The organism is Streptomyces sp. NBC_00306, assembly GCF_036169555.1.
GTDB classification, from domain to species: domain Bacteria; phylum Actinomycetota; class Actinomycetes; order Streptomycetales; family Streptomycetaceae; genus Streptomyces; species Streptomyces achmelvichensis.
This window is the reverse complement of record NZ_CP108032.1, coordinates 7,436,710-7,453,771: the sequence shown is the minus strand read 5'-3', so window position 1 is coordinate 7,453,771 and position 17,062 is coordinate 7,436,710. Positions and strand designations below refer to the sequence as shown.

Annotated in this window: 16 protein-coding genes; 12 read left to right on the top strand and 4 right to left on the bottom strand. The window is 70.9% G+C overall.

Features of this window, described 5'->3' with window-relative positions:
- The first annotated feature begins 88 nt into the window (after positions 1-88).
- Entirely contained in the window at positions 89-1,468 is a 1,380-nt protein-coding gene (locus OHA05_RS33350) for a hypothetical protein (RefSeq protein WP_328862604.1), read from the top strand.
- Between the two features lie 135 nt (positions 1,469-1,603).
- Here the strand turns inward: OHA05_RS33350 and OHA05_RS33345 are convergent, their stop codons facing one another.
- Positions 1,604-2,077: a hypothetical protein gene (locus tag OHA05_RS33345; RefSeq protein WP_328862603.1), complete on the bottom strand. Its 474-nt coding sequence runs from the start codon at positions 2,075-2,077 to the stop codon at positions 1,604-1,606.
- 349 nt (positions 2,078-2,426) lie between these two features.
- On the opposite strand from OHA05_RS33345, the gene OHA05_RS33340 reads away from it, so the two are divergent.
- From OHA05_RS33340 to OHA05_RS33320, 5 genes are all read left to right on the top strand, one after another.
- Positions 2,427-5,114 carry a glycoside hydrolase family 97 catalytic domain-containing protein gene (locus OHA05_RS33340; protein ID WP_328862602.1) on the top strand — a complete coding sequence of 896 codons (2,688 nt, stop codon included), beginning with the start codon at positions 2,427-2,429 and terminating at the stop codon, positions 5,112-5,114.
- Between the two features lie 112 nt (positions 5,115-5,226).
- On the top strand, positions 5,227-6,204 hold the full coding sequence (locus OHA05_RS33335; RefSeq protein WP_328863499.1) for a zinc-binding dehydrogenase: 978 nt from the start codon (positions 5,227-5,229) through the stop codon (positions 6,202-6,204).
- 114 nt (positions 6,205-6,318) lie between these two features.
- Entirely contained in the window at positions 6,319-6,717 is a 399-nt protein-coding gene (locus OHA05_RS33330) for a YybH family protein (protein WP_328862601.1), read from the top strand.
- 67 nt (positions 6,718-6,784) lie between these two features.
- The gene (locus OHA05_RS33325; RefSeq protein ID WP_313942520.1) at positions 6,785-7,168 is read left to right on the top strand and encodes a metalloregulator ArsR/SmtB family transcription factor; all 384 of its coding nucleotides are present in this window, start codon (positions 6,785-6,787) and stop codon (positions 7,166-7,168) included.
- On the top strand, positions 7,165-7,665 hold the full coding sequence (locus tag OHA05_RS33320) for an SRPBCC family protein (RefSeq protein WP_328862600.1): 501 nt from the start codon (positions 7,165-7,167) through the stop codon (positions 7,663-7,665). The genes OHA05_RS33325 and OHA05_RS33320 overlap by 4 nt, the downstream gene beginning before the upstream one ends.
- A 122-nt stretch (positions 7,666-7,787) precedes the next feature.
- Here the strand turns inward: OHA05_RS33320 and OHA05_RS33315 are convergent, their stop codons facing one another.
- The gene (locus OHA05_RS33315) at positions 7,788-8,450 is read right to left on the bottom strand and encodes a TetR/AcrR family transcriptional regulator (RefSeq protein ID WP_328862599.1); all 663 of its coding nucleotides are present in this window, start codon (positions 8,448-8,450) and stop codon (positions 7,788-7,790) included.
- Between the two features lie 159 nt (positions 8,451-8,609).
- On the opposite strand from OHA05_RS33315, the gene OHA05_RS33310 reads away from it, so the two are divergent.
- The 6 genes from OHA05_RS33310 (at position 8,610) to OHA05_RS33285 (ending at position 14,838) form a co-directional block, all read left to right on the top strand.
- Positions 8,610-9,944, top strand: a complete 1,335-nt coding sequence (locus OHA05_RS33310) for a YncE family protein (protein ID WP_328862598.1) — start codon at positions 8,610-8,612, stop codon at positions 9,942-9,944.
- 218 nt (positions 9,945-10,162) lie between these two features.
- Positions 10,163-11,569, top strand: coding sequence for a hypothetical protein (locus OHA05_RS33305; RefSeq protein WP_328862597.1), 1,407 nt, complete (start codon positions 10,163-10,165; stop codon positions 11,567-11,569).
- 318 nt (positions 11,570-11,887) lie between these two features.
- Positions 11,888-12,244 carry a PRC-barrel domain-containing protein gene (locus OHA05_RS33300; RefSeq protein ID WP_313942525.1) on the top strand — a complete coding sequence of 119 codons (357 nt, stop codon included), beginning with the start codon at positions 11,888-11,890 and terminating at the stop codon, positions 12,242-12,244.
- A gap of 31 nt (positions 12,245-12,275) precedes the next feature.
- Positions 12,276-12,443: a hypothetical protein gene (locus tag OHA05_RS33295; protein WP_313942526.1), complete on the top strand. Its 168-nt coding sequence runs from the start codon at positions 12,276-12,278 to the stop codon at positions 12,441-12,443.
- Positions 12,444-12,714: 271 nt separating this feature from the next.
- Positions 12,715-13,680 (top strand): YihY/virulence factor BrkB family protein, encoded by a 966-nt coding sequence (locus OHA05_RS33290; RefSeq protein WP_313942527.1) that lies wholly within the window; start codon positions 12,715-12,717, stop codon positions 13,678-13,680.
- A gap of 114 nt (positions 13,681-13,794) precedes the next feature.
- Positions 13,795-14,838, top strand: coding sequence for an NAD(P)/FAD-dependent oxidoreductase (locus tag OHA05_RS33285; RefSeq protein WP_313942528.1), 1,044 nt, complete (start codon positions 13,795-13,797; stop codon positions 14,836-14,838).
- Between the two features lie 167 nt (positions 14,839-15,005).
- Here OHA05_RS33285 and OHA05_RS33280 read toward each other — a convergent pair whose 3' ends face one another.
- Positions 15,006-16,322 (bottom strand): phytase, encoded by a 1,317-nt coding sequence (locus OHA05_RS33280; RefSeq protein ID WP_443043806.1) that lies wholly within the window; start codon positions 16,320-16,322, stop codon positions 15,006-15,008.
- A 294-nt stretch (positions 16,323-16,616) separates the two neighbouring features.
- Positions 16,617-17,021, bottom strand: coding sequence for an ATP-binding protein (locus OHA05_RS33275; RefSeq protein ID WP_328862596.1), 405 nt, complete (start codon positions 17,019-17,021; stop codon positions 16,617-16,619).
- Positions 17,022-17,062: the final 41 nt, after the last annotated feature.

Genomic DNA, 17,062 nt, shown 5'->3' with positions numbered 1-17,062 from the left:
CATGGCAGGCAGACACAGCAGGCGGGGGATACGACGCGATCTCGCCCACGGGCGGACAGTCGCCTGCTCCGGACTCCGCGCATACATCTTGGGCGAGGAAACCAGGCAGAAGCGGATCCTGCGCATCGAGGGTGCGTGCTTCTCGGGCGCCCTCGATCTCCGTCGTGTACGGCTCGAACATCTGCAACTCGAGCTGGTGAACTGCACCTTCGAAGGTGACATCCTGCTCACAGGAGCCGTCATCGAATCACTCGACCTCACCGGCAGCACGATGAGGGCCCTGCATGCCGATCGTCTGCATGTCCGAGACGACTTCGTGCTCCGCGGAACGCGGATCGGGGACACCACAGGGACCCCGGCAGTCGTGGTCGACCCTGTCTCCGACGGCGATCGCGCCATTGCTTCCAGGCGCGTGGCCGAGGAGTCGACGACTGCGCCCCTGCGGCTCATCGCCGCGAGGATCGGGGGCGGGGTCGTGCTCGAGGGCGCCACGCTGGGCGGCCCCGGCCCGTGGGCGCTGTTCGCTCCACGAGCTGTCGTGGGTGATTCCCTGAAGGCAAGCGGCCTGGTGGCCCTCGGCGCCCTCCATCTGCGGGATGCGCGCATCACTCACTCGGTGCTTCTGGATCACGCCACGGTCGGTGGAGTGGAAGCAACCTCCATGCAGTGCGAGGGAGGCTTCTACGGCGACTGGGGATTCACATCGAGTGGGCCCGTTCGCTTGCGCGGTGCCAACATCGGCCTCGTGGTCACGTTCCACGACGCGTCACTCGTCGGACCTGCCGGTACGGCTGTGCTCTCCAGGTTGCGAACTCCCCGTCTGCGCATGGACCTACGGGAAGCGCCGGCCGGCGAGGTACTTCTGCGTGATGCCAGGATCGGTTCCTATGTCGATTCACCCGGCAGCTGGCCCCGCGCGGGCGGCCTCGACGTGGAAGGTCTCACCTACGAACGTCTCGGATCCACTGAGCCGGTGGGGGTGACGGAGCGGCTGGCCTGGCTTGCGCGGGACGTGTCGGCGAGCGCGAGTTCGTTCGAACAACTGGCACTCTCCTACCAGCGGGCGGGCCATGAACGGTCGGCCAGGAGGGTACGGCGGGCCCGGGAACAGCGCCTTTCCCGACAGGAGCGGTTCGGCGGGCGACTATGGGGGGCTCTCCAGGACGTCCTGTTCGGCTACGGCTACGCACCAGGCCGCGCACTGTTGTGGTTGATGCTTCTGGTCGGCGCGGGATCTGCGTGGTTCGCCACGCACAGACCTGCTCCGGCGAACGGTAGCCAGCGTCGGGCGTGGGACCCCGTGCTGTTCACCCTCGACCTCATCGTCCCCTTCGCCAACCTCGGTCACCGCACGGCCTGGGACCCTACGGGGATGGACAAGTCGGTTGCGGTCATCCTGATCGCGGCCGGCTGGCTCCTTGCCACTGCTGTGGTGGCGGGGGCACACAGGGCACTGAGCCGCAACTGAGACAGGCTGAACTCGCCCTGGGCAGCGAGCCGTGGGATTCGGAAGCCCCGTTCGGACGGCCGGACCGAACTCCCCCGCCGGAGCCTCCGGCCAAGGCCACCCGAAGTCCCTCCCGCCGCCGATCGCCACGGAGCCTCACGCCGCCATCGCCACACCCGTCCTCGCGAGCACCCGCTCCCGGCGCACCTTTCGCTCCCCGCCGAAGACCATGACGCGCAGTACCGCGAACCGTGCGATGCCCGCCAGTGCCGAGGCCGTCAGATACACGGCCTGTTCGGTGAGGACCGACGGGGTCGACTGCACGGCGTACAGGGCGAGCAGCGCCCCCGTAGTGAAGGCATAGCTGACGGCCACCGTCAGTCCGGACTGGAGGTGGACTCCCCAACCCCTGCGCTCACTGCGGAAGGTGACCCTGCCGTGCAGTTCCGTGGCGATCAGGGTCGAGACGACGGTGATCACCGCGTTGGCCACTGCCACCGGCAGCAGGTCGTGGGTCAGGACCAGCACGCCGCTGGAGGCGAGGCCGACGCCGCCACCGCAGAGGACGAACCGGACGAAGGCCGCGGCCACATGCCCTGACGGCTTCGGCTGGTTCGACTGGGCGGTCACGGGAGGGCCTCCGATACGGTTGCTGGGCTCGTGTTCCATTCCAGTCCAGAACCTAGGGGGAGCGCGTCGGCCCAGCGATGGGGTTCACCCCCCACTTCGATCAGGGTTGCCCCCTACGACCCGGGGGGTATCCCCCCGGGCCGGGCGGTCGTCCGCTGCCCCCGGGCCAGGACGGGCGCGCTCCCGGCCGTGACGCGAGGGGTTTACAGCTTCAGGAGAACGCTGTAGTCACTGTTGGTGCGCCGTCCGATTTCGTTTGAGCCTGTTGGTAGTTGAGGAACCATCAGGCGCACATCGGCGCGCGGAGCGAGACTGACAACGTTGCCACATGGCGAGGTGGAGGCTTTCGGTGCTCACAGGGTCACCCAGCTCAAAGTTCGGACTTCTGACGTGGCTTGCCGTCCTGCTGAGCACCGTGCTCGGCCTCGGCACGCTCACGGCTCCCGCCTCCGCCGAGGAGCGGAAGGGCGGATCCTGGACGGTCACACGGCAGACAGGGGCTCCTGGTCGTCTCTCGGCGGATGTCCGGCTCGACGGTACGGACGGCACGCTGTCGTTCGCCGTCCGCCGCGGTGGCGCGACCGTACTGGAACCCGCACCCCTCGGCATCGTCACCGACGCCGCCGACCTGACCACGGGCCTGCGGCTGCGCGGCCGGGACACCCGCGAGGTGACCGAGCACTACACCACAACGACCGGCAAGGAGCGCCGGCGAACCGTACGCATGACACAGACGCGCTTCTCCTTCACCGGTGACGGCGGCGCCCGGCTCGACCTCGATGTGCGGGTGTCCGACGACGGGGTCGCGTACCGTTATGTGCTGCCCGACAAGGACGGTGTGACCGTCCTCCGGGAAGCGTCCGCCTTCCAGCTTCCCGCCGCGTCGCCGGCCTGGCTCATGCCCTACACCGTCAACTACGAGCGCCCGCGCACCGAGACGACCGCCGGCGGCGCGGCCGCGGGCGACTACGGCTACCCCTCCCTCTTCCGGTCCGGCGACAGCTTCGTGCTGCTGACCGAGTCGGACGTAGACGGCCGGTACGCGGGCAGCCGTCTGACCCATGAGACGGGCAGCGCCCGGTACACGGTCCGCCTCGCGGACGAGCGCATCAGCTCGCCGGGCCCGCTGGCCACCCCCTGGCGCACCGCCGTCATCGGTGACCTGGCCACGGTCACCGGGTCCACGCTCGTCGACGACCTCGCCCCGGCGTCGCGCATCCGGGACACGTCGTGGATACGGCCGGGCAGGGTCGCGTGGTCCTGGCTCGCCGGATTCGGGGCCGCGCAGCGGAGCCTGGAGACGCAGCAGCGGTTCGTCGACTACAGCGCGGCGCACGGCTGGGAGTACACGCTCGTCGACGACGGCTGGAAGACCACCGACTGGATGCCCCAGCTGATCACCTACGCGCAACAGCGGGGCGTGAAGGTTCTGTTGTGGATGCACTGGAGTGATCTGGACACCGCCGCCGAGCGGGCGGAGGTGCTGCCCAGGATCAAGAAGTGGGGCGCGTCCGGACTGAAGATCGACTTCATGGACTCGGATTCCCAGGCACGCTTCCGCTGGTACGACGACATCCTGCGGGCCACCGCAGAGCACAAGCTGTTGGTCAACTTCCATGGCTCGACGCTGCCGCACGGTATCCAGCGCACCTGGCCGCAGGTGATGACGATGGAGGCGGTCTACGGCGCCGAGCAGGGCAATGTCTCCGTCGCGGATGTCACCACCCTGCCGTTCACGCGCAATGCCGTGGGTTCCATGGACTACACGCCCATGGGGTTCCAGTTCGGTACACGCAACACCTCCGAAGCCGCCGAACTGGCCCTGTCCGTCGTCTACGAATCCGGGTTCCAGAACTACGCCGGCTCGGTCCAGGCCTACCGCGACCGGCCCCAGTTGGAGCGCTTCCTGGAGCAAGTGCCCACCGTCTGGGACGAGTCCAGGCTCCTGTCCGGGCACCCGGGCGACGGCGCCGCCTTCGCCCGGCGCAGCGGCGACCGCTGGTTCCTCGGCAGCGTCACCGCCGGCGGGCCCGCCACCGAACGCGTACCGCTCGGCTTCCTCGGTTCCGGCCGCTGGCGGGTCGAGGTGGTACGCGACGGAGCGGACGGGCTGATCCGCGAGTCCCGGATCGTCGACCGACACGACACCCTGTCGGTCCCGACCCTGCGCAACGGCGGATTCGCCGCGCTCGCCTGCCGGGACAGGCCCGGGCGCACCACCTGCGACGAGCCGGTCCGCCGTGTGCCGCTGACGTCCCTGACAGCGACACCGCAGAAGGCGGAGGCGGACCCGGGAGGGACCGTCTCGGTCGGCGGCCGCTTCCTCGTGGAGGAGTTCGGCCCCGCCGCGGACGTCCGGCTCACGGCGAGCGCACCCAGCGGCTGGACGGTCGGGGGCGCGGGCGCCGAGGCCGAACAGCTGCCCACGGGCAGCACGCTGGATGCGAACTGGACGGTGCGGGTGCCGAAGGACACCGCATACGGCAACCACGACGTGGTGGTGACCGCGGAGTACCGGGCTCCCGGGACATCGCCCCGTACTCCCCCGCTGCGTTCGCTGAGGACGGTGCGCGTCTTTGTGTCCCCGCCCGGGGTCGACTTCGTGAGCGACCTGCCGTTCGCCGCCGAGCGCAACGGCTGGGGACCCGTCGAGCGCGACCAGGCCAACGGAGAGAACAGCGCGGGCGACGGAGGCTCCTTGACCATCCGTGGGGCGACGTACGACAAGGGCCTCGGCATGCATGCCGAGGGCGAGGTCGCGGTCGACATCGGCGGGGCGTACGACCGGTTCACCGCGCAGGTCGGCATCGACGACGAGGTCAGCGGCGAGGGCACGGTGGTCTTCCAGGTCATCGGCGACGGGCGGGTGCTGGCGACAACGGGCGTACTGAGCCGCGCCGACACCGCGCACCCGATTGATGTCGACGTCACGGGTGTACGACGGCTGACGCTCCGCGCGACGGACGGCGGTGACGGCATCAACTTCGACCACGCGGACTGGGGGGACGCGCGACTGCGGTCGGCAGACGCCTCCTGAGGCGCGACTCCCGCCTGCCCTCGGTGGCACACGGCCGTGCCGGTGGCGCGGCCGTGTGCCACCGGTCCACCATGGGCGGGCCGATGGATCACAGGAGAACGTCGTGGACGCGATGATGAACGCCGTGGTGCTCGACGCGCCGGGGCCGGTGGACCACCTGCATCTGCGCCGCCTCCCGGTCCCCGAGCCGGGTCCCGGCCACGTGCGGATCAAGGTCGAGGCGTTCGGGCTGAACCGGTCGGAACTGCACACACGCCTCGGCCTCGCCGAAGGGGTGACCTTCCCTCGCGTGCTCGGCATCGAGGCGACGGGGACGGTGGACGCGGACCCGGACGGTCGACTGCCGCGGGGCACGCAGGTGGCCACCATGATGGGCGGCATGGGCCGCACGTACGACGGCGGATACGCCGAGTACACCGTGGTGCCCCGGTCGCAGGTGATCCCGTTCCGCTCCGACCTTCCGTGGGAGATCCTCGGCGCGGTCCCGGAGACCCTCCAGACCGCGTACGGATCACTGACCACCGGCCTGGACCTCCGGCCCGGGCAGACGCTGCTGATCCGGGGCGGCACCTCGGCGCTCGGGTTGGCCGCCACCGGTCTGGCGAAGCAGCTCGGGGCGACCGTGCTGGCGACGACCCGCACCGCGAGTCGCCTCGACGACCTCGCCGCCCATGGTGTCGATCATCCGCTGGTAGACGACGGCAGCATCGCCGACCGGGTACGGAAGATCCTTCCCGAGGGCGTCCATGCCGCCCTGGAGCTGGTCGGCACACCCACGCTGCCCGACACTCTCGCCGCCACCCGCGTCCATGGCACCGTCTGCTTCGCGGGCATGCTGTCGAACCAGTGGACCGTGCCCGACTTCTATCCCATCGGCTACCTGCCGAACGGCGTCCGGCTGACCGGCTACGGAGGCGAGGCCGCCGACCTGCCTGCCCAGGTGCTGCAAGGCCATCTCGACCGCATCGCCGACGGCGACGTCACCCCCGGTCCCGTCCACGTCTACACCCTGGACGAGATCAGAACCGCGCACGACGACCTGGAACAAGGCCGGAAGGTGGGCAAGCTCGTCGTCCGGACGGCGTCGTGAGGTGACCGCGGTTGGGCGCGGCCTGGGGCGATGAATCGCGCGCGTCGTGACGGTCTGCCCCTGTGTACGGGTGCGAGCGTTCCGTCCAGGGACGCGACCGAAAGGAACGAGGTCATGACTGACGACGAGACACAGATCCGGACACTGATCGAACGCTGGGCGAAGGCCGCGCACGAGGGCGACATCGAGGGTGTCCTCGCCGATCACGCCGACGACATCGTCATGTTCGACGTACCGCCGCCGGACGACGGCGTCCGGGGCATCGACCGCTACCGGGAGACCTGGCCGCCGTTCTTCGTCTGGCAGCAGCTGGGCGCCTGCTTCGATCTCCTCTCGCTCGACATCACGGCCGGCGACGACGTCGCCTTCGCGCACGCGCTGCTGCGCTGCGGCACCGAGGAGGAGTTGCGGAAGGACCCCGAGGGCCGGCTGCGTCTGACGATCGGGCTGCGCAAGGAGGCCGGCCGCTGGGTCGTCACGCACGAGCACCATTCGTTCCCGGCCAAGGTCTGATGCCGCCGTCCTCCCCACGGTCGCCCGCCGCCTGGAAAACCCGTAACCGATGGGTTACGCTTTCTCCATGGACGAGGTGGCAGAGGCGATCGCCGACCCGGTGCGCCGGGAGATCCTCGTCATGCTGCGCGGCACCGCGCTCACCGCCGGCGACATCGCCCGGCGGTTCACCATCAGCCGTCCGGCCGTCAGCCGTCATCTGCGCGTCCTGCGCGAGAGCGGTCTGGTCCACGACGAACTGGTCGGCAGACAGCGGTTCTACCGGCTCGACACCGCGCCGCTCGTCGAGGTCGCCGAGTGGATCACGGCTCTCCGGGCCCCGGAGGGCTGGGAGCACCGGCTCGACGCGCTGGAGACCGAGGTCCGCCGCACCACCCGTGAGCGCACCCGGCGTGAGCGCACCGGACAGCCCGTCCCAGGATCCGTCGAACGCACAGAGGACACCGCATGAACCCCACACCCACCGGCCGGCTCCTGCGTACCGCCGACGGCAGCGATCTGGTGGTCACCCGCACGATGCGGGCGCCCATCGACGACGTCTGGGCGAGCGTCACCGAGCCCGAGCGCACCGCCCGCTGGTTCGGGCCCTGGGAGGGCGACGCCGCACCCGGGCGCACGATCAAGGTCCGGATGTCGTTCGAGGAAGGGGCGCCGTGGTTCGACGCGCACATCGACGCGTGCGAGCCCCCGCGGCGCCTTGCCCTCACCACGACGGACGAGGCGGGCGCCTGGCACATGGAGCTGCGGCTGTCCGAGTCCGACGGGACCACGGAACTCCAGCTGATCCACCACCTCAGGTCCGACCAGGGCGTCGGCGAGATGGGGCCCGGCTGGGAGTACTACCTCGACAATCTGGTCGCCTCGCGCGACGGCACGGCGGCGCCGGCCTTCGACGACTACTACCCGGCGCAGAAGGCGTACTTCGAGGACCTGGCCAAGGGCGACTGAAGGACGGGGAACGGCGACGGGCGACTGAGGCGCGGGGAACCTGGCCACGGAATGAGGCACGGGCAACGGCGACGGGCCCGCGCCGCGCTGCGGGACCGGGGTGGTCAGGCGGTCGGCCCGGGTCAGCGGCCGGCGGGTTCGGCCGCCGCCGGCCCCATCATTCCCAGCAGGATCCGCACCAGCTCGTCCACGACCTGATCGAGCGTCGCATCGACGCGCCCGGCACTCCAGTCGTGGAGCAGTCCGTTCACGCTGCCGATGAACGCCGCGGCGGCGATGCGGTAGTCGCGCGCCGCCGCTTCGCCGCGGGCGGCCGCCGCGGTCGCCTCGGCGCAGAGGAGGTCGACCCAGCGAGAACGCCGGTTCAGCCGTTGCTCCTCCAACCGCGGGCTGACACCGATGATCTCGACGAACGAGATGCGGATACGCCGGGGGTCGCCGGTGACATCGGCCGCATACGCGCGGAAGGCGGCCGAGGCCCGCTCCGCCATGGGCCGGCCCTCCGCGTCCGCGAGCGCCGCGACGGCCGCCGCCTCCGCCCAGTCGTTGACCTGGAGGTGAACGGCGGCCAGCACGTCCTCCAGCGTGCGGAACTCCTCGTAGAACTGACGCGTGGACAGGCCCGCCGCCTCGCTCAGGGCCGAGACGGTCGTGGCCCGGTAGCCGGGGCTGTCCCCGAAGAGCTGAAGTCCCGCGGCCAGGAACCGCCGCCGCCGGTCGGTCCGGCGCTCCTCCGCCGACCTGCCCCCGTAGCGGCCGGTCGGTTGTCTCAGCCTGCCGGCCACTGTGCCTCCCCCGCTGACGTCCCGGCCATCTTCTCCTGTCACGACTCTTGTGGCGTGGGCCGCTTGTCGTTACTTTCCAGTAGCTCAATCTGAAGTCACGCGTATTCAGATTCTCCCAGCATCGCAAGGCCCGACCCGCCCCCACGGAAAGGACCGCAGATGTCCCTGCCCGCACGCCGGCATCCCTGGCGCGAGGCCCCGTCGGCCGCTTCCCGCCGACGCCCGTTACTGCGCACGCTCGGCACCCTCGCCACCGTGGTCACCCTCACGGTCACCGGCTCGGCCACGGCACTTGCCGGCCCGGCCTCGCCCATGGCCCCCACCGTCACCCCCGACCCGCCCCCCGGCCTCCAGCAGGTGATGTTCGTCGGCAACAACTGGGACGGCACCGCCGATGTCATCAAGGCCCGCGGCGACTTCGCCAGGATCGGCAGGGTCAATGTCATCCCGGACAAGGACCAGCGCCTGACGGAGATCTACCTCAACCCGCTGAAGCTCGTCTTCTTCCTCGGTATCCGCAGCGGCCCCGGTGAGGGTCACGACCAGTTCGTCGACGACATGTACGCCACACCCGACGGCACGGCGATGGTGGTCTCGCGCCCGAGCTTCGCGGACGTCGTGTCGATCGACCTCGCCACCGGACGCATCAACTGGCGCTTCCCCGTCTCCGGTTTCCGCTCCGACCACATGGCGGTCTCGCCCGACGGAACCCGCGTCGCCGTGTCGGCATCGACGTCGAACACCGTCCACGTGCTCGACATCCGGACGGGCAGGCAGCTCGGCTCGTTCAAGACCGGCGACAAGCCCCACGAGAACGTCTTCACCGGCGGCGGCAGGTACTTGTGGAACATGTCGATCGGCGAGGTCAACACCGCGCTGGACGACCCGCTGATGGACTGGACGAAGGGCGACCGACGCATCACGGTCGTCGACACCGAGACCTTCAAGGAGGTCAAGGTGATCGACATGCGGGCCCGTCTCGACGCATTCGGCCGCAAGGACCTCTCGGACTCGGTACGGCCGGTCGCCTTCACACCGGACGAGTCGAAGCTGTACTTCCAGGTCTCCTTCTTCAACGGCTTCCTGGAGTACGACATCGCCTCCGACAGGATCACCCGCCTCAAGACCCTGCCGAAGAACCCGGCGACCAGCGAGGACCGCACGACCTGGGTCAACGACTCCCGCCACCACGGCATGTCGATGAGCCCCGCCGGCGACAAGCTCTGCGTCGCCGGGACCATGGACGACTACGCCACGGTCGTCGACAGGGCCTCGCTTCAGGAGGGACCTCTGGTGACCGCATCCAAGCCGTACTGGGCGACCGTCAGCGGTGACGGAGCCTCCTGTGTCATCTCCGAGGCCGGCGCCGACCGCGTGACGGCGATCGACTTCGCCACGGGCCGGAAGGTGGCGTCCGTGGACGTCGGCGACCACCCGCAGCGGGTACGGATAGCGCATGTGACGGCCGGCTGGACCGGGCCGGAGGTGCGCTGACAGCCGGTCAGCAGGCTCCGCGCGAGGGCCGGACCGGCCGACCGGTCCGGCCCTCGTTCATGCCGCGCGACGCCGCGGCCGCCGTCCACCCCCCGAATGCCGGTCCCGGATGGCGGAACGCCCTGACCTCGCGTTTGGATGAAGCGAAGCGTGCGCCGCATGGCGCACAGAGGCCATCACGGTGCCGTCACCGTGGAATCTGGCACAGGGAGCCCGCCATGTCCTTTGAACCCACCCCCTCCCCGGAGGACCGTTCCGACGACGGTTCTGCGGGTCGGACGGGTCCCTTCCCCGCGGGACGACCGGATGCGACCGCGAGCAGCAGCGACGAGCCGATACGCACCCTCCTGTGGACCGCGGCGACGCACCGTCCCCTGGACGAGGTCGCAGCACTCGTCGCTCTGCTCAACCGGACCGGTGAACTGTCGCGTCCCGGCGACGAAGCACTGCGCGCCGCCGCGGTGGCCCGTCCTCTGGAAGAGGTCCGCCAGCTGGTCACTCTGCTCAACGAGACGCCCCACGACACCGGCGAGGCCGGTACGACGCTTCGCGCGGCAGCCATGGGCAGGCCGATCGAGGACGTCGCCGAACTGGTGGCGATCCTCGGTATGGACCACGGCACGCGGAGTGGCACGGGGTCGATGACCGTGCCCGGTGCGGAGTCCGGCACGGAGCCCCACCCGGAGACCGACGTGGAGCCCCACCAGGAGCCCGACCCGCAGTCCGGCACGGAGGCCGAGGCACCGTTGGACACGGAGACCGAGGCGTTGGGCACGGAGGCGCAGAGCACGCCGTTCGGCACGGAACCGCAAACGTCCCCCCGTAGCGAGTTCGGCACGGAGCCGCACACGTCCCTCAGTACCGAGTTCGACACCGAGTTCGGCGCTGACACCCACGAGCCGTCCGGCACGGACGAGCCGTCGGCGGCCGTTCTTCCCCCCGCTTTTCCCCCCGCCTTCGACGAACTCCCCGGCGTCCACGACACCACCCACTTCGCCACGGGTGAGGGCTGGCCCGCCGTGCACGTCGGCGCCGCGGCCGCCACGCAGGTGGCCGACCGCCCGGCCACGCAGGTCGCGGCCCGGCCCGTCATGGTGCGCACGACCGCGCCGACGTTCATGGCGTCCGCCGGCACCCTGCCGGTCCTCGTCCCGCCCCTCTCCGTCCCGTCGACGGCGCCCACCACGCCCCCCGCCGAGGCGGCCACCCCTGCCCGCGGCGGCTCGTCGGTCGTGCGTGCGCTCCCGCGCTGGGCCGCTGCGCTGGCCCTGTTGGCATGCGGCGTGATTCACGTCCCGATGGATCTCGGAGCCCTGCGCGACGGTGGGTACGCGGACGTGGTGTCGCCGGCCATCGCCGTCCTGTGCCTCGTGTTCGGCATCTGGCTCGCGGTGCAGGAGTCGGTGGGGACCTGGGCGGCGGCCGCCGCCACGGCCATCGGGGTCCTCACCGTCTACTCGACCTCGGGCTTCGGCGCGATCAACGTCCTCGGCAACACGCTCGGTGAGACCTTCGCCTGGGCGGATGTGACGGCGGTGGGGTGCGTGGCACTCGCCGCCGTGCTGGCCGCTGCCGCCCTGTTCCGCCGTCAGAAGGCGGCAGGGCCCGCCGCCGGCGACAGCTGACAGCTGACAGCTGACAGCTGACAGACACAACGCCGGATCGCCGCCGCCCGTAACAGGGCGGCGGCGATCCGGCGTTGCGGCCCGCTCCCCCGCGGAATCCATGTGCCTTCCTGGTGTCTTCGTCCTCCCCCGGTGGCGTGGATCCGCGTCGAGCGGTCACACGAGAGAGCAGGAGCCCGATCGGCGTCGCAGCCGCCTCGGCCGTCACCGGCCGCCGGGGTGGCGTTCGCGTCGTACGGCTTCCCCGTGCGCAAGGATCACCGGTGCGGTGCCACTGAACGATCCCCCTGGCACGGGGGTGAGACGAGGAGAACCGACGTGATCAAGAGTGCAGACATCCGGGAATGGCGCACCCACGGCGTGATCGACCCCGAGGGGCGCAAGATCGGATCGCTGGAGGCCGTCTACGTCGACACGAGGACCGACGAGCCGGCGGTGGCGACGGTTCTCATCGGGCTGCCGACGCGGCACCGGCTCGTGTTCGTGCCGTTGGCGGGCGCTGTGGTCGGGCCCGACTATGTGCGGGTCGCGTACCCCAAGTCCCTGGTGAAGGACGCGCCGTCGATCGGAACCGACGACGTGCTTCCCGCCGAGAACGAGCAGGGGATCTTCGAGCACTACGAACTGCCCTACCAGCCGGGCGCGGGCGGCGAACGTCAGCTCGCGCGCCGCTGACCCGCTCCGTCTTCTCTCAGAAAGAAGCGCCATGGCTCTGGTCCTGTTCGTGGTCATCGTGGCCCTCGTGCTGGGCATCATCGGCGTCGCGGCCGAGGGGCTCGCCTATCTGCTGGTCGTCGGCGCCCTCGTCCTGCTGGCCGACCTGGTCTACGCGGCACTGCGCTGGCGCCGTACGGGCCGCCGCCCCGCTCGCTGATGCCGTCGTCCGACGCGGTGCGCCGGGCGGCCCACGGCGTCGCCCCGTCCGGTTCGCCGGCCGGCGCCTCCTGGGCCCGCCTGCCCCACCATCAAGTCCGCGATCGCTGCAAGCCGTCCGCTCTGCGTACCGCAACCGCTGATCCCTGGGTGCCCGCGAGGCAACATCGCGTCCGTGCGAGGATTCCGCGGTCTTCGGGGAAGCCGATGACGAGGGACGATGTGCAGCGGACCAGGAGCTTCGCCTTCAGGGGCGGGGGTGGAGGCGGACCATGGGAACAGCGGTGCATGTGCCGCAGACGCGGGACATGGTGGGCGAGGAGCTCTCCGGGGACGAGGCCTTCGCCGCGCTGCGCCACTACGGCGGGCGCAAGCTGTTCCTCGACGCGTTCGCCCGCTTCCGTTACGCGGACGGCTTCAGTTCGTCCCGCTCGCTCGGCTACCAGGTCGTGCTGGGCATCGTGCCCTTCGTCATCGCCCTCGTGGGGGTGGCCACCACGCTGCACACGGAGAGCGTGGGCCGGATCGTCGATCTGACGCTCGGCAGAATCGTGCCCGGTGCGAGTTCCGACCTCATCCAGCAGGCACTCACCGACACCCGGCGCAGCGCCGACGCGGACCGGGCCGGCGCTGTCGCCATGTGGCTCGGCCTCGGCTTCGCCGTGGTCAATCTGGCCTCGGCGATGGGCCAGATCGAACGGGGCTGCAACCGCATCTACGGGATCGAGCGCGACCGCCCTTTCCTGCGCAAGTACGGCAGGGGCGTCGTCCTCGCCCTCTTCGCGGGGCTGCCGCTCGGCGGCGGTTTCCTTGCGATCGTCGCCGGCCAGGACGTCGGCGCGGCCGTGGTGGAGGCCATGGGCTGGTCGCCGTCCCTGCTGGACTGGTGGCGGCCCTTGCACATCCCGGTGGGTGTCCTGCTCGCCGGCGTGGCGTCGGCCGTCATCTTCCGCTGGTCGCCGCGCCGCGACCAGCCGGGCTACACCTGGCTCGCGTTCGGGTCGGGCATTCATCTGATCCTGTGGGTCGCGGCCACCTGGCTCCTCGCCCTCTACATCGGCGAGAGCGGGTCCTTCGGTGCGGTGTACGGCCCCCTGACGGCGTTCGTCGCGCTGTTGCTGTGGGCCAATGTGACCGGCGTGGCGCTGTTCCTGGGTATAGCGTTCGCGGCGCAGCTGGAGGCCGCGAGGGCGGGCATCGAAGACGCGGTGCGACCGGACCCGGGCCCCGGCGACTGATCGGGGGGTCAGCCCTTCCAGAGTTGCCAATACAGCAAGGGCGTTTGTCGTTCTGTTCGGTACGGCTCCATCATCGGCCTGGTACGGAGGTACGGGGACACGAAGGAGCGAATGATGCGGACATCACCCGGGACAGCGAACGGCCACCGCTACGACGTCGTCGTCATCGGTGGGGGCGCCGCCGGACTCAGTGGGGCACTGACTCTCGCCAGGGCCCGGCGTTCGGTACTGGTGATCGACGGGCGGAGGCCCCGTAACGCGCCCGCGGCGCACGCCCACGGCTTTCTCACCCGCGACGGCGTGCCGCCCCTTCAGCTGCTGGCCATGGGGCGCGACGAGGTCGCCGGGTACGGCGGTGAGATCGCCGAAGGCCAGGTCGTGGCCGCCGAGCGCCTGGCGAGCGGTGACTTCCGCGTCACCCTCGCCGACGGCACGGCGGCACTGGCGAAGCGGCTCCTGATCACGACGGGCCTCGTCGACGAACTCCCCGACATCCCCGGTCTGGCGGACCGTTGGGGCCGCGAGGTCCTCCACTGCCCGTACTGCCACGGCTGGGAGGTGAGCGATCAGGCGATCGGCATTCTCGCGACGGGTCCGCTCGCCGTGCACCAGGCCCTGATGTGGCGGCAGTGGAGCAAGGACGTGACGCTCTTTCTGCACACGGCGCCCGAACCGGATTCCGAGCAGTACGAGCAGCTCGCCGCCCGGGACATCGCCGTGGTCGACGGGGAGGTGACGGCCGTGGAGACGGCGGACGGACGGCTCAGCGGGGTACGGCTCGCCGACGGTCATGTCATCGCGCGCCAAGCCCTCGTCGTGGCCCCGCGGTTCACCGCGCGCGCCGATCTGCTGGGCGGGCTCGGGCTGCTACCGACCGAGCAGGAGGTGAACGGTGTCGTCATCGGCAGCTGCATCGCCGCTGACCCGACCGGGGCGACGGACGTCCCCGGGGTGTGGGTGGCCGGCAACGTCGTCAACCTGACCGATCAGGTCGTCGGCGCCGCCGCCGCGGGCGTGCGGGCGGGCGCGGCCGTCAACGCCGATCTGACCGCGGACGAGACCCGCCGGGCCGTCGCGGCCCGGCGCACGATCTTCTCCCCGGGGATGGAGCGGGAGGTCGCCGAACGGGTTCTCGGCGACCGTCGTCACGGCTTCTGAACGGCACGCTGCCGTCTCACACCGTCCGCACGGACACGCTCCCTCTTCTGCCTCTTCTGCCTCTTCTGCCGGGGTTCGAAGACGTCGCGGTGCCCGTTCGCGCCTGCCTGATGCCTGGCCCGCACCGGGCGTTGACGCCCGATGCGGGCCGGAGGGCCTCGCTGCCATCACATGTCGGTGGCGTCCACCACCGCGCCGAGATCGACGAACTTGAAGCCGGTCGTCTCCCGTTCGCCGCCCTCACCGTCCGGTGCGGCGGGTGTCTCCTGGCCGTCCTGGACGACGAGAAGACCGCGGGGGTACCGCCGGCCGAGAGGTTCGTTCATCACGGCCGCGCCGTCGCACACCTCGCTGCCGTCGAGCGTGGCGGAGGCGGGGCCGATGCGGAAGCCGCCCTCGTACGCGTTGCGCTCGGAGATCTCCCGGTCGTAGAGCGCGAAGGTGTTGTCGCCCTGGCTGGACGCCAGCAGATAGCCGTCGCCGTCACGCTCCTGGAACAGCGTGAGCCCTTCCACGTCGGCCGACAGGTGCTTGCCGCCGTACCCCGGGTCGGCGCCGGGTGTGCACTCCTCGGTCTCCTCGTCGTAGACGCCGGGAACGCCGAACTCCCGCACTTTGTCGACGAGTACGGGCTTGCCGGAGAGATCGGCGCGCATCCGCCAGATGCCGATGTCCTCCTGGCCCGCGTAGAGGACACCAGCCGCGGGATCGACGACCATGCCCTCGACCTGGGGCAGTTCACCGGGCTCGCCGCAGGGGGTCCACGTCGTGCCGTTGGGCAGCCGGTAGGACGCCGGGAGCTCGATCGTGCGGATCTTCCGGTAGCCGACGGTGCCGGCGGCCGTCGGGCGGAGTTCCAGCAGCGCGACGGCGGTCTCGCTCCGCCGGCTGACCAGGGCGTACGAACGGCCGGTGCGCCGGTCGGTCCAGGTGGCCAGACCGTAGGCGGTCCGCTGGTCGTCGACCTCGGACTCGCTCGCCGAGAACACGGGCGCGGCGGCCGGGTCGGTGACGTCGACCAGCGGGCGGCCCGGGCGGGAGGGATCGATGCGGTAGACACGCAGCCGGTCGCGGCCCCGGTCGGTCACCACGGCGATGTCGGCGCGGCCGGTGGGGGTGCGCAGCCCGGAGACGAGGTCGACGTTGTTGAACCGGCCGGGCGCGGCGCCCTCCGAGGGCGGGGCGGGTGCGGCGATCGACTGGACCAGGTCGGCCTTCAGGTCGTAGACCCGCAGACCGCCCTCCTTCGCGGTGGCGACCACGAGACTGCGGTCGGGGTGGGCGTCGTTGCGCCAGATCGCCGGGTCGTCGGCGTTGGCGTTGCCGCCCGCCTCGTCGTCGTGGAGAGGCGCGGTCTCGGCGGACGGGGTGACGGTCGGCAGGGCCGACGGGGCCGCCTGCGCGGAGGACGGGACGAGGAGCGCCAACAGCGCGGTGCCCAGGGCGGCGCCGGCCGTCGTGCGGGGAGAACGGTTCAGTCTCACGGGCGCTTCCTTAGATGCCGGGGACAGGAAATGTCGGGGACATGCCGATGGTCCGTCAGGAGCCTCCGGCGGAGCGGCGACGTGTGGCCGTCATCGAGATGACGGCGTTGTGTTCGAACCGTGAACTCGCGCTGCGGGCGCGGGCGTACGGGGCCCGTACGGGCAGCCGCCACGGCAAGCAGCCGGCCGCGTCCCGCACCGCAAGGGCTGGTGGGCGACGACGGTTGCTCGTCGCCGCGAGCGCCCGCACGCGACGGCGAGTGACCGCCCATGGCCCCGGAGGCAGGGCGGCCCTCAGGCCCCAGGCGCTTGCGGCAGGGGCACCAGGACGCTGATGGTCTTGCCGCCGGAGCGGGGGATGACCGCGATGTCGCGGGCAAGGCGGCGGATCAGGGGCCAGCCGTAGCCACCGACCCGTACCGTTCCCTCGGCGTTCGTCGGAGTGATGACCGTGGGCGGAACCTCACTGTGGTCACTGACAGTGACACGCAAGCCCCTCTCGGTCAGGTCGGCCTGGAAGGCGGACAGGCCATCGCCGTGCCGGATCGCGTTGGTCACCAACTCGGTGGTGACCAGCAGCGCGTCCGCGAGCACGACCTCGTCGGCCACGCCCTGCCGGGCGCGGCGGAACCAGTCACCCAGCAGTCTCTGGACCTCGTCCCGTGCGTCGCCGGCCGTCATCGGAACCGGTCGCGGCACGACGTCTCCACGCTCCCTGCCGGCTGTCACCTCGTCAGCGG

What these genes read in the sequence shown, in the direction of transcription:
- OHA05_RS33335 (WP_328863499.1), top strand. Translation starts at nt 5,227, where the DNA reads ATGATGAACGCCGTGGTGCTCGACGCGCCGGGGCCGGTGGACCACCTG.
- OHA05_RS33330 (WP_328862601.1), top strand. Translation starts at nt 6,319, where the DNA reads ATGACTGACGACGAGACACAGATCCGGACACTGATCGAACGCTGGGCG.
- OHA05_RS33325 (WP_313942520.1), top strand. Translation starts at nt 6,785, where the DNA reads ATGGACGAGGTGGCAGAGGCGATCGCCGACCCGGTGCGCCGGGAGATC.
- OHA05_RS33320 (WP_328862600.1), top strand. Translation starts at nt 7,165, where the DNA reads ATGAACCCCACACCCACCGGCCGGCTCCTGCGTACCGCCGACGGCAGC.
- OHA05_RS33310 (WP_328862598.1), top strand. Translation starts at nt 8,610, where the DNA reads ATGTCCCTGCCCGCACGCCGGCATCCCTGGCGCGAGGCCCCGTCGGCC.
- OHA05_RS33305 (WP_328862597.1), top strand. Translation starts at nt 10,163, where the DNA reads ATGTCCTTTGAACCCACCCCCTCCCCGGAGGACCGTTCCGACGACGGT.
- OHA05_RS33295 (WP_313942526.1), top strand. Translation starts at nt 12,276, where the DNA reads ATGGCTCTGGTCCTGTTCGTGGTCATCGTGGCCCTCGTGCTGGGCATC.
- OHA05_RS33290 (WP_313942527.1), top strand. Translation starts at nt 12,715, where the DNA reads ATGGGAACAGCGGTGCATGTGCCGCAGACGCGGGACATGGTGGGCGAG.
- OHA05_RS33285 (WP_313942528.1), top strand. Translation starts at nt 13,795, where the DNA reads ATGCGGACATCACCCGGGACAGCGAACGGCCACCGCTACGACGTCGTC.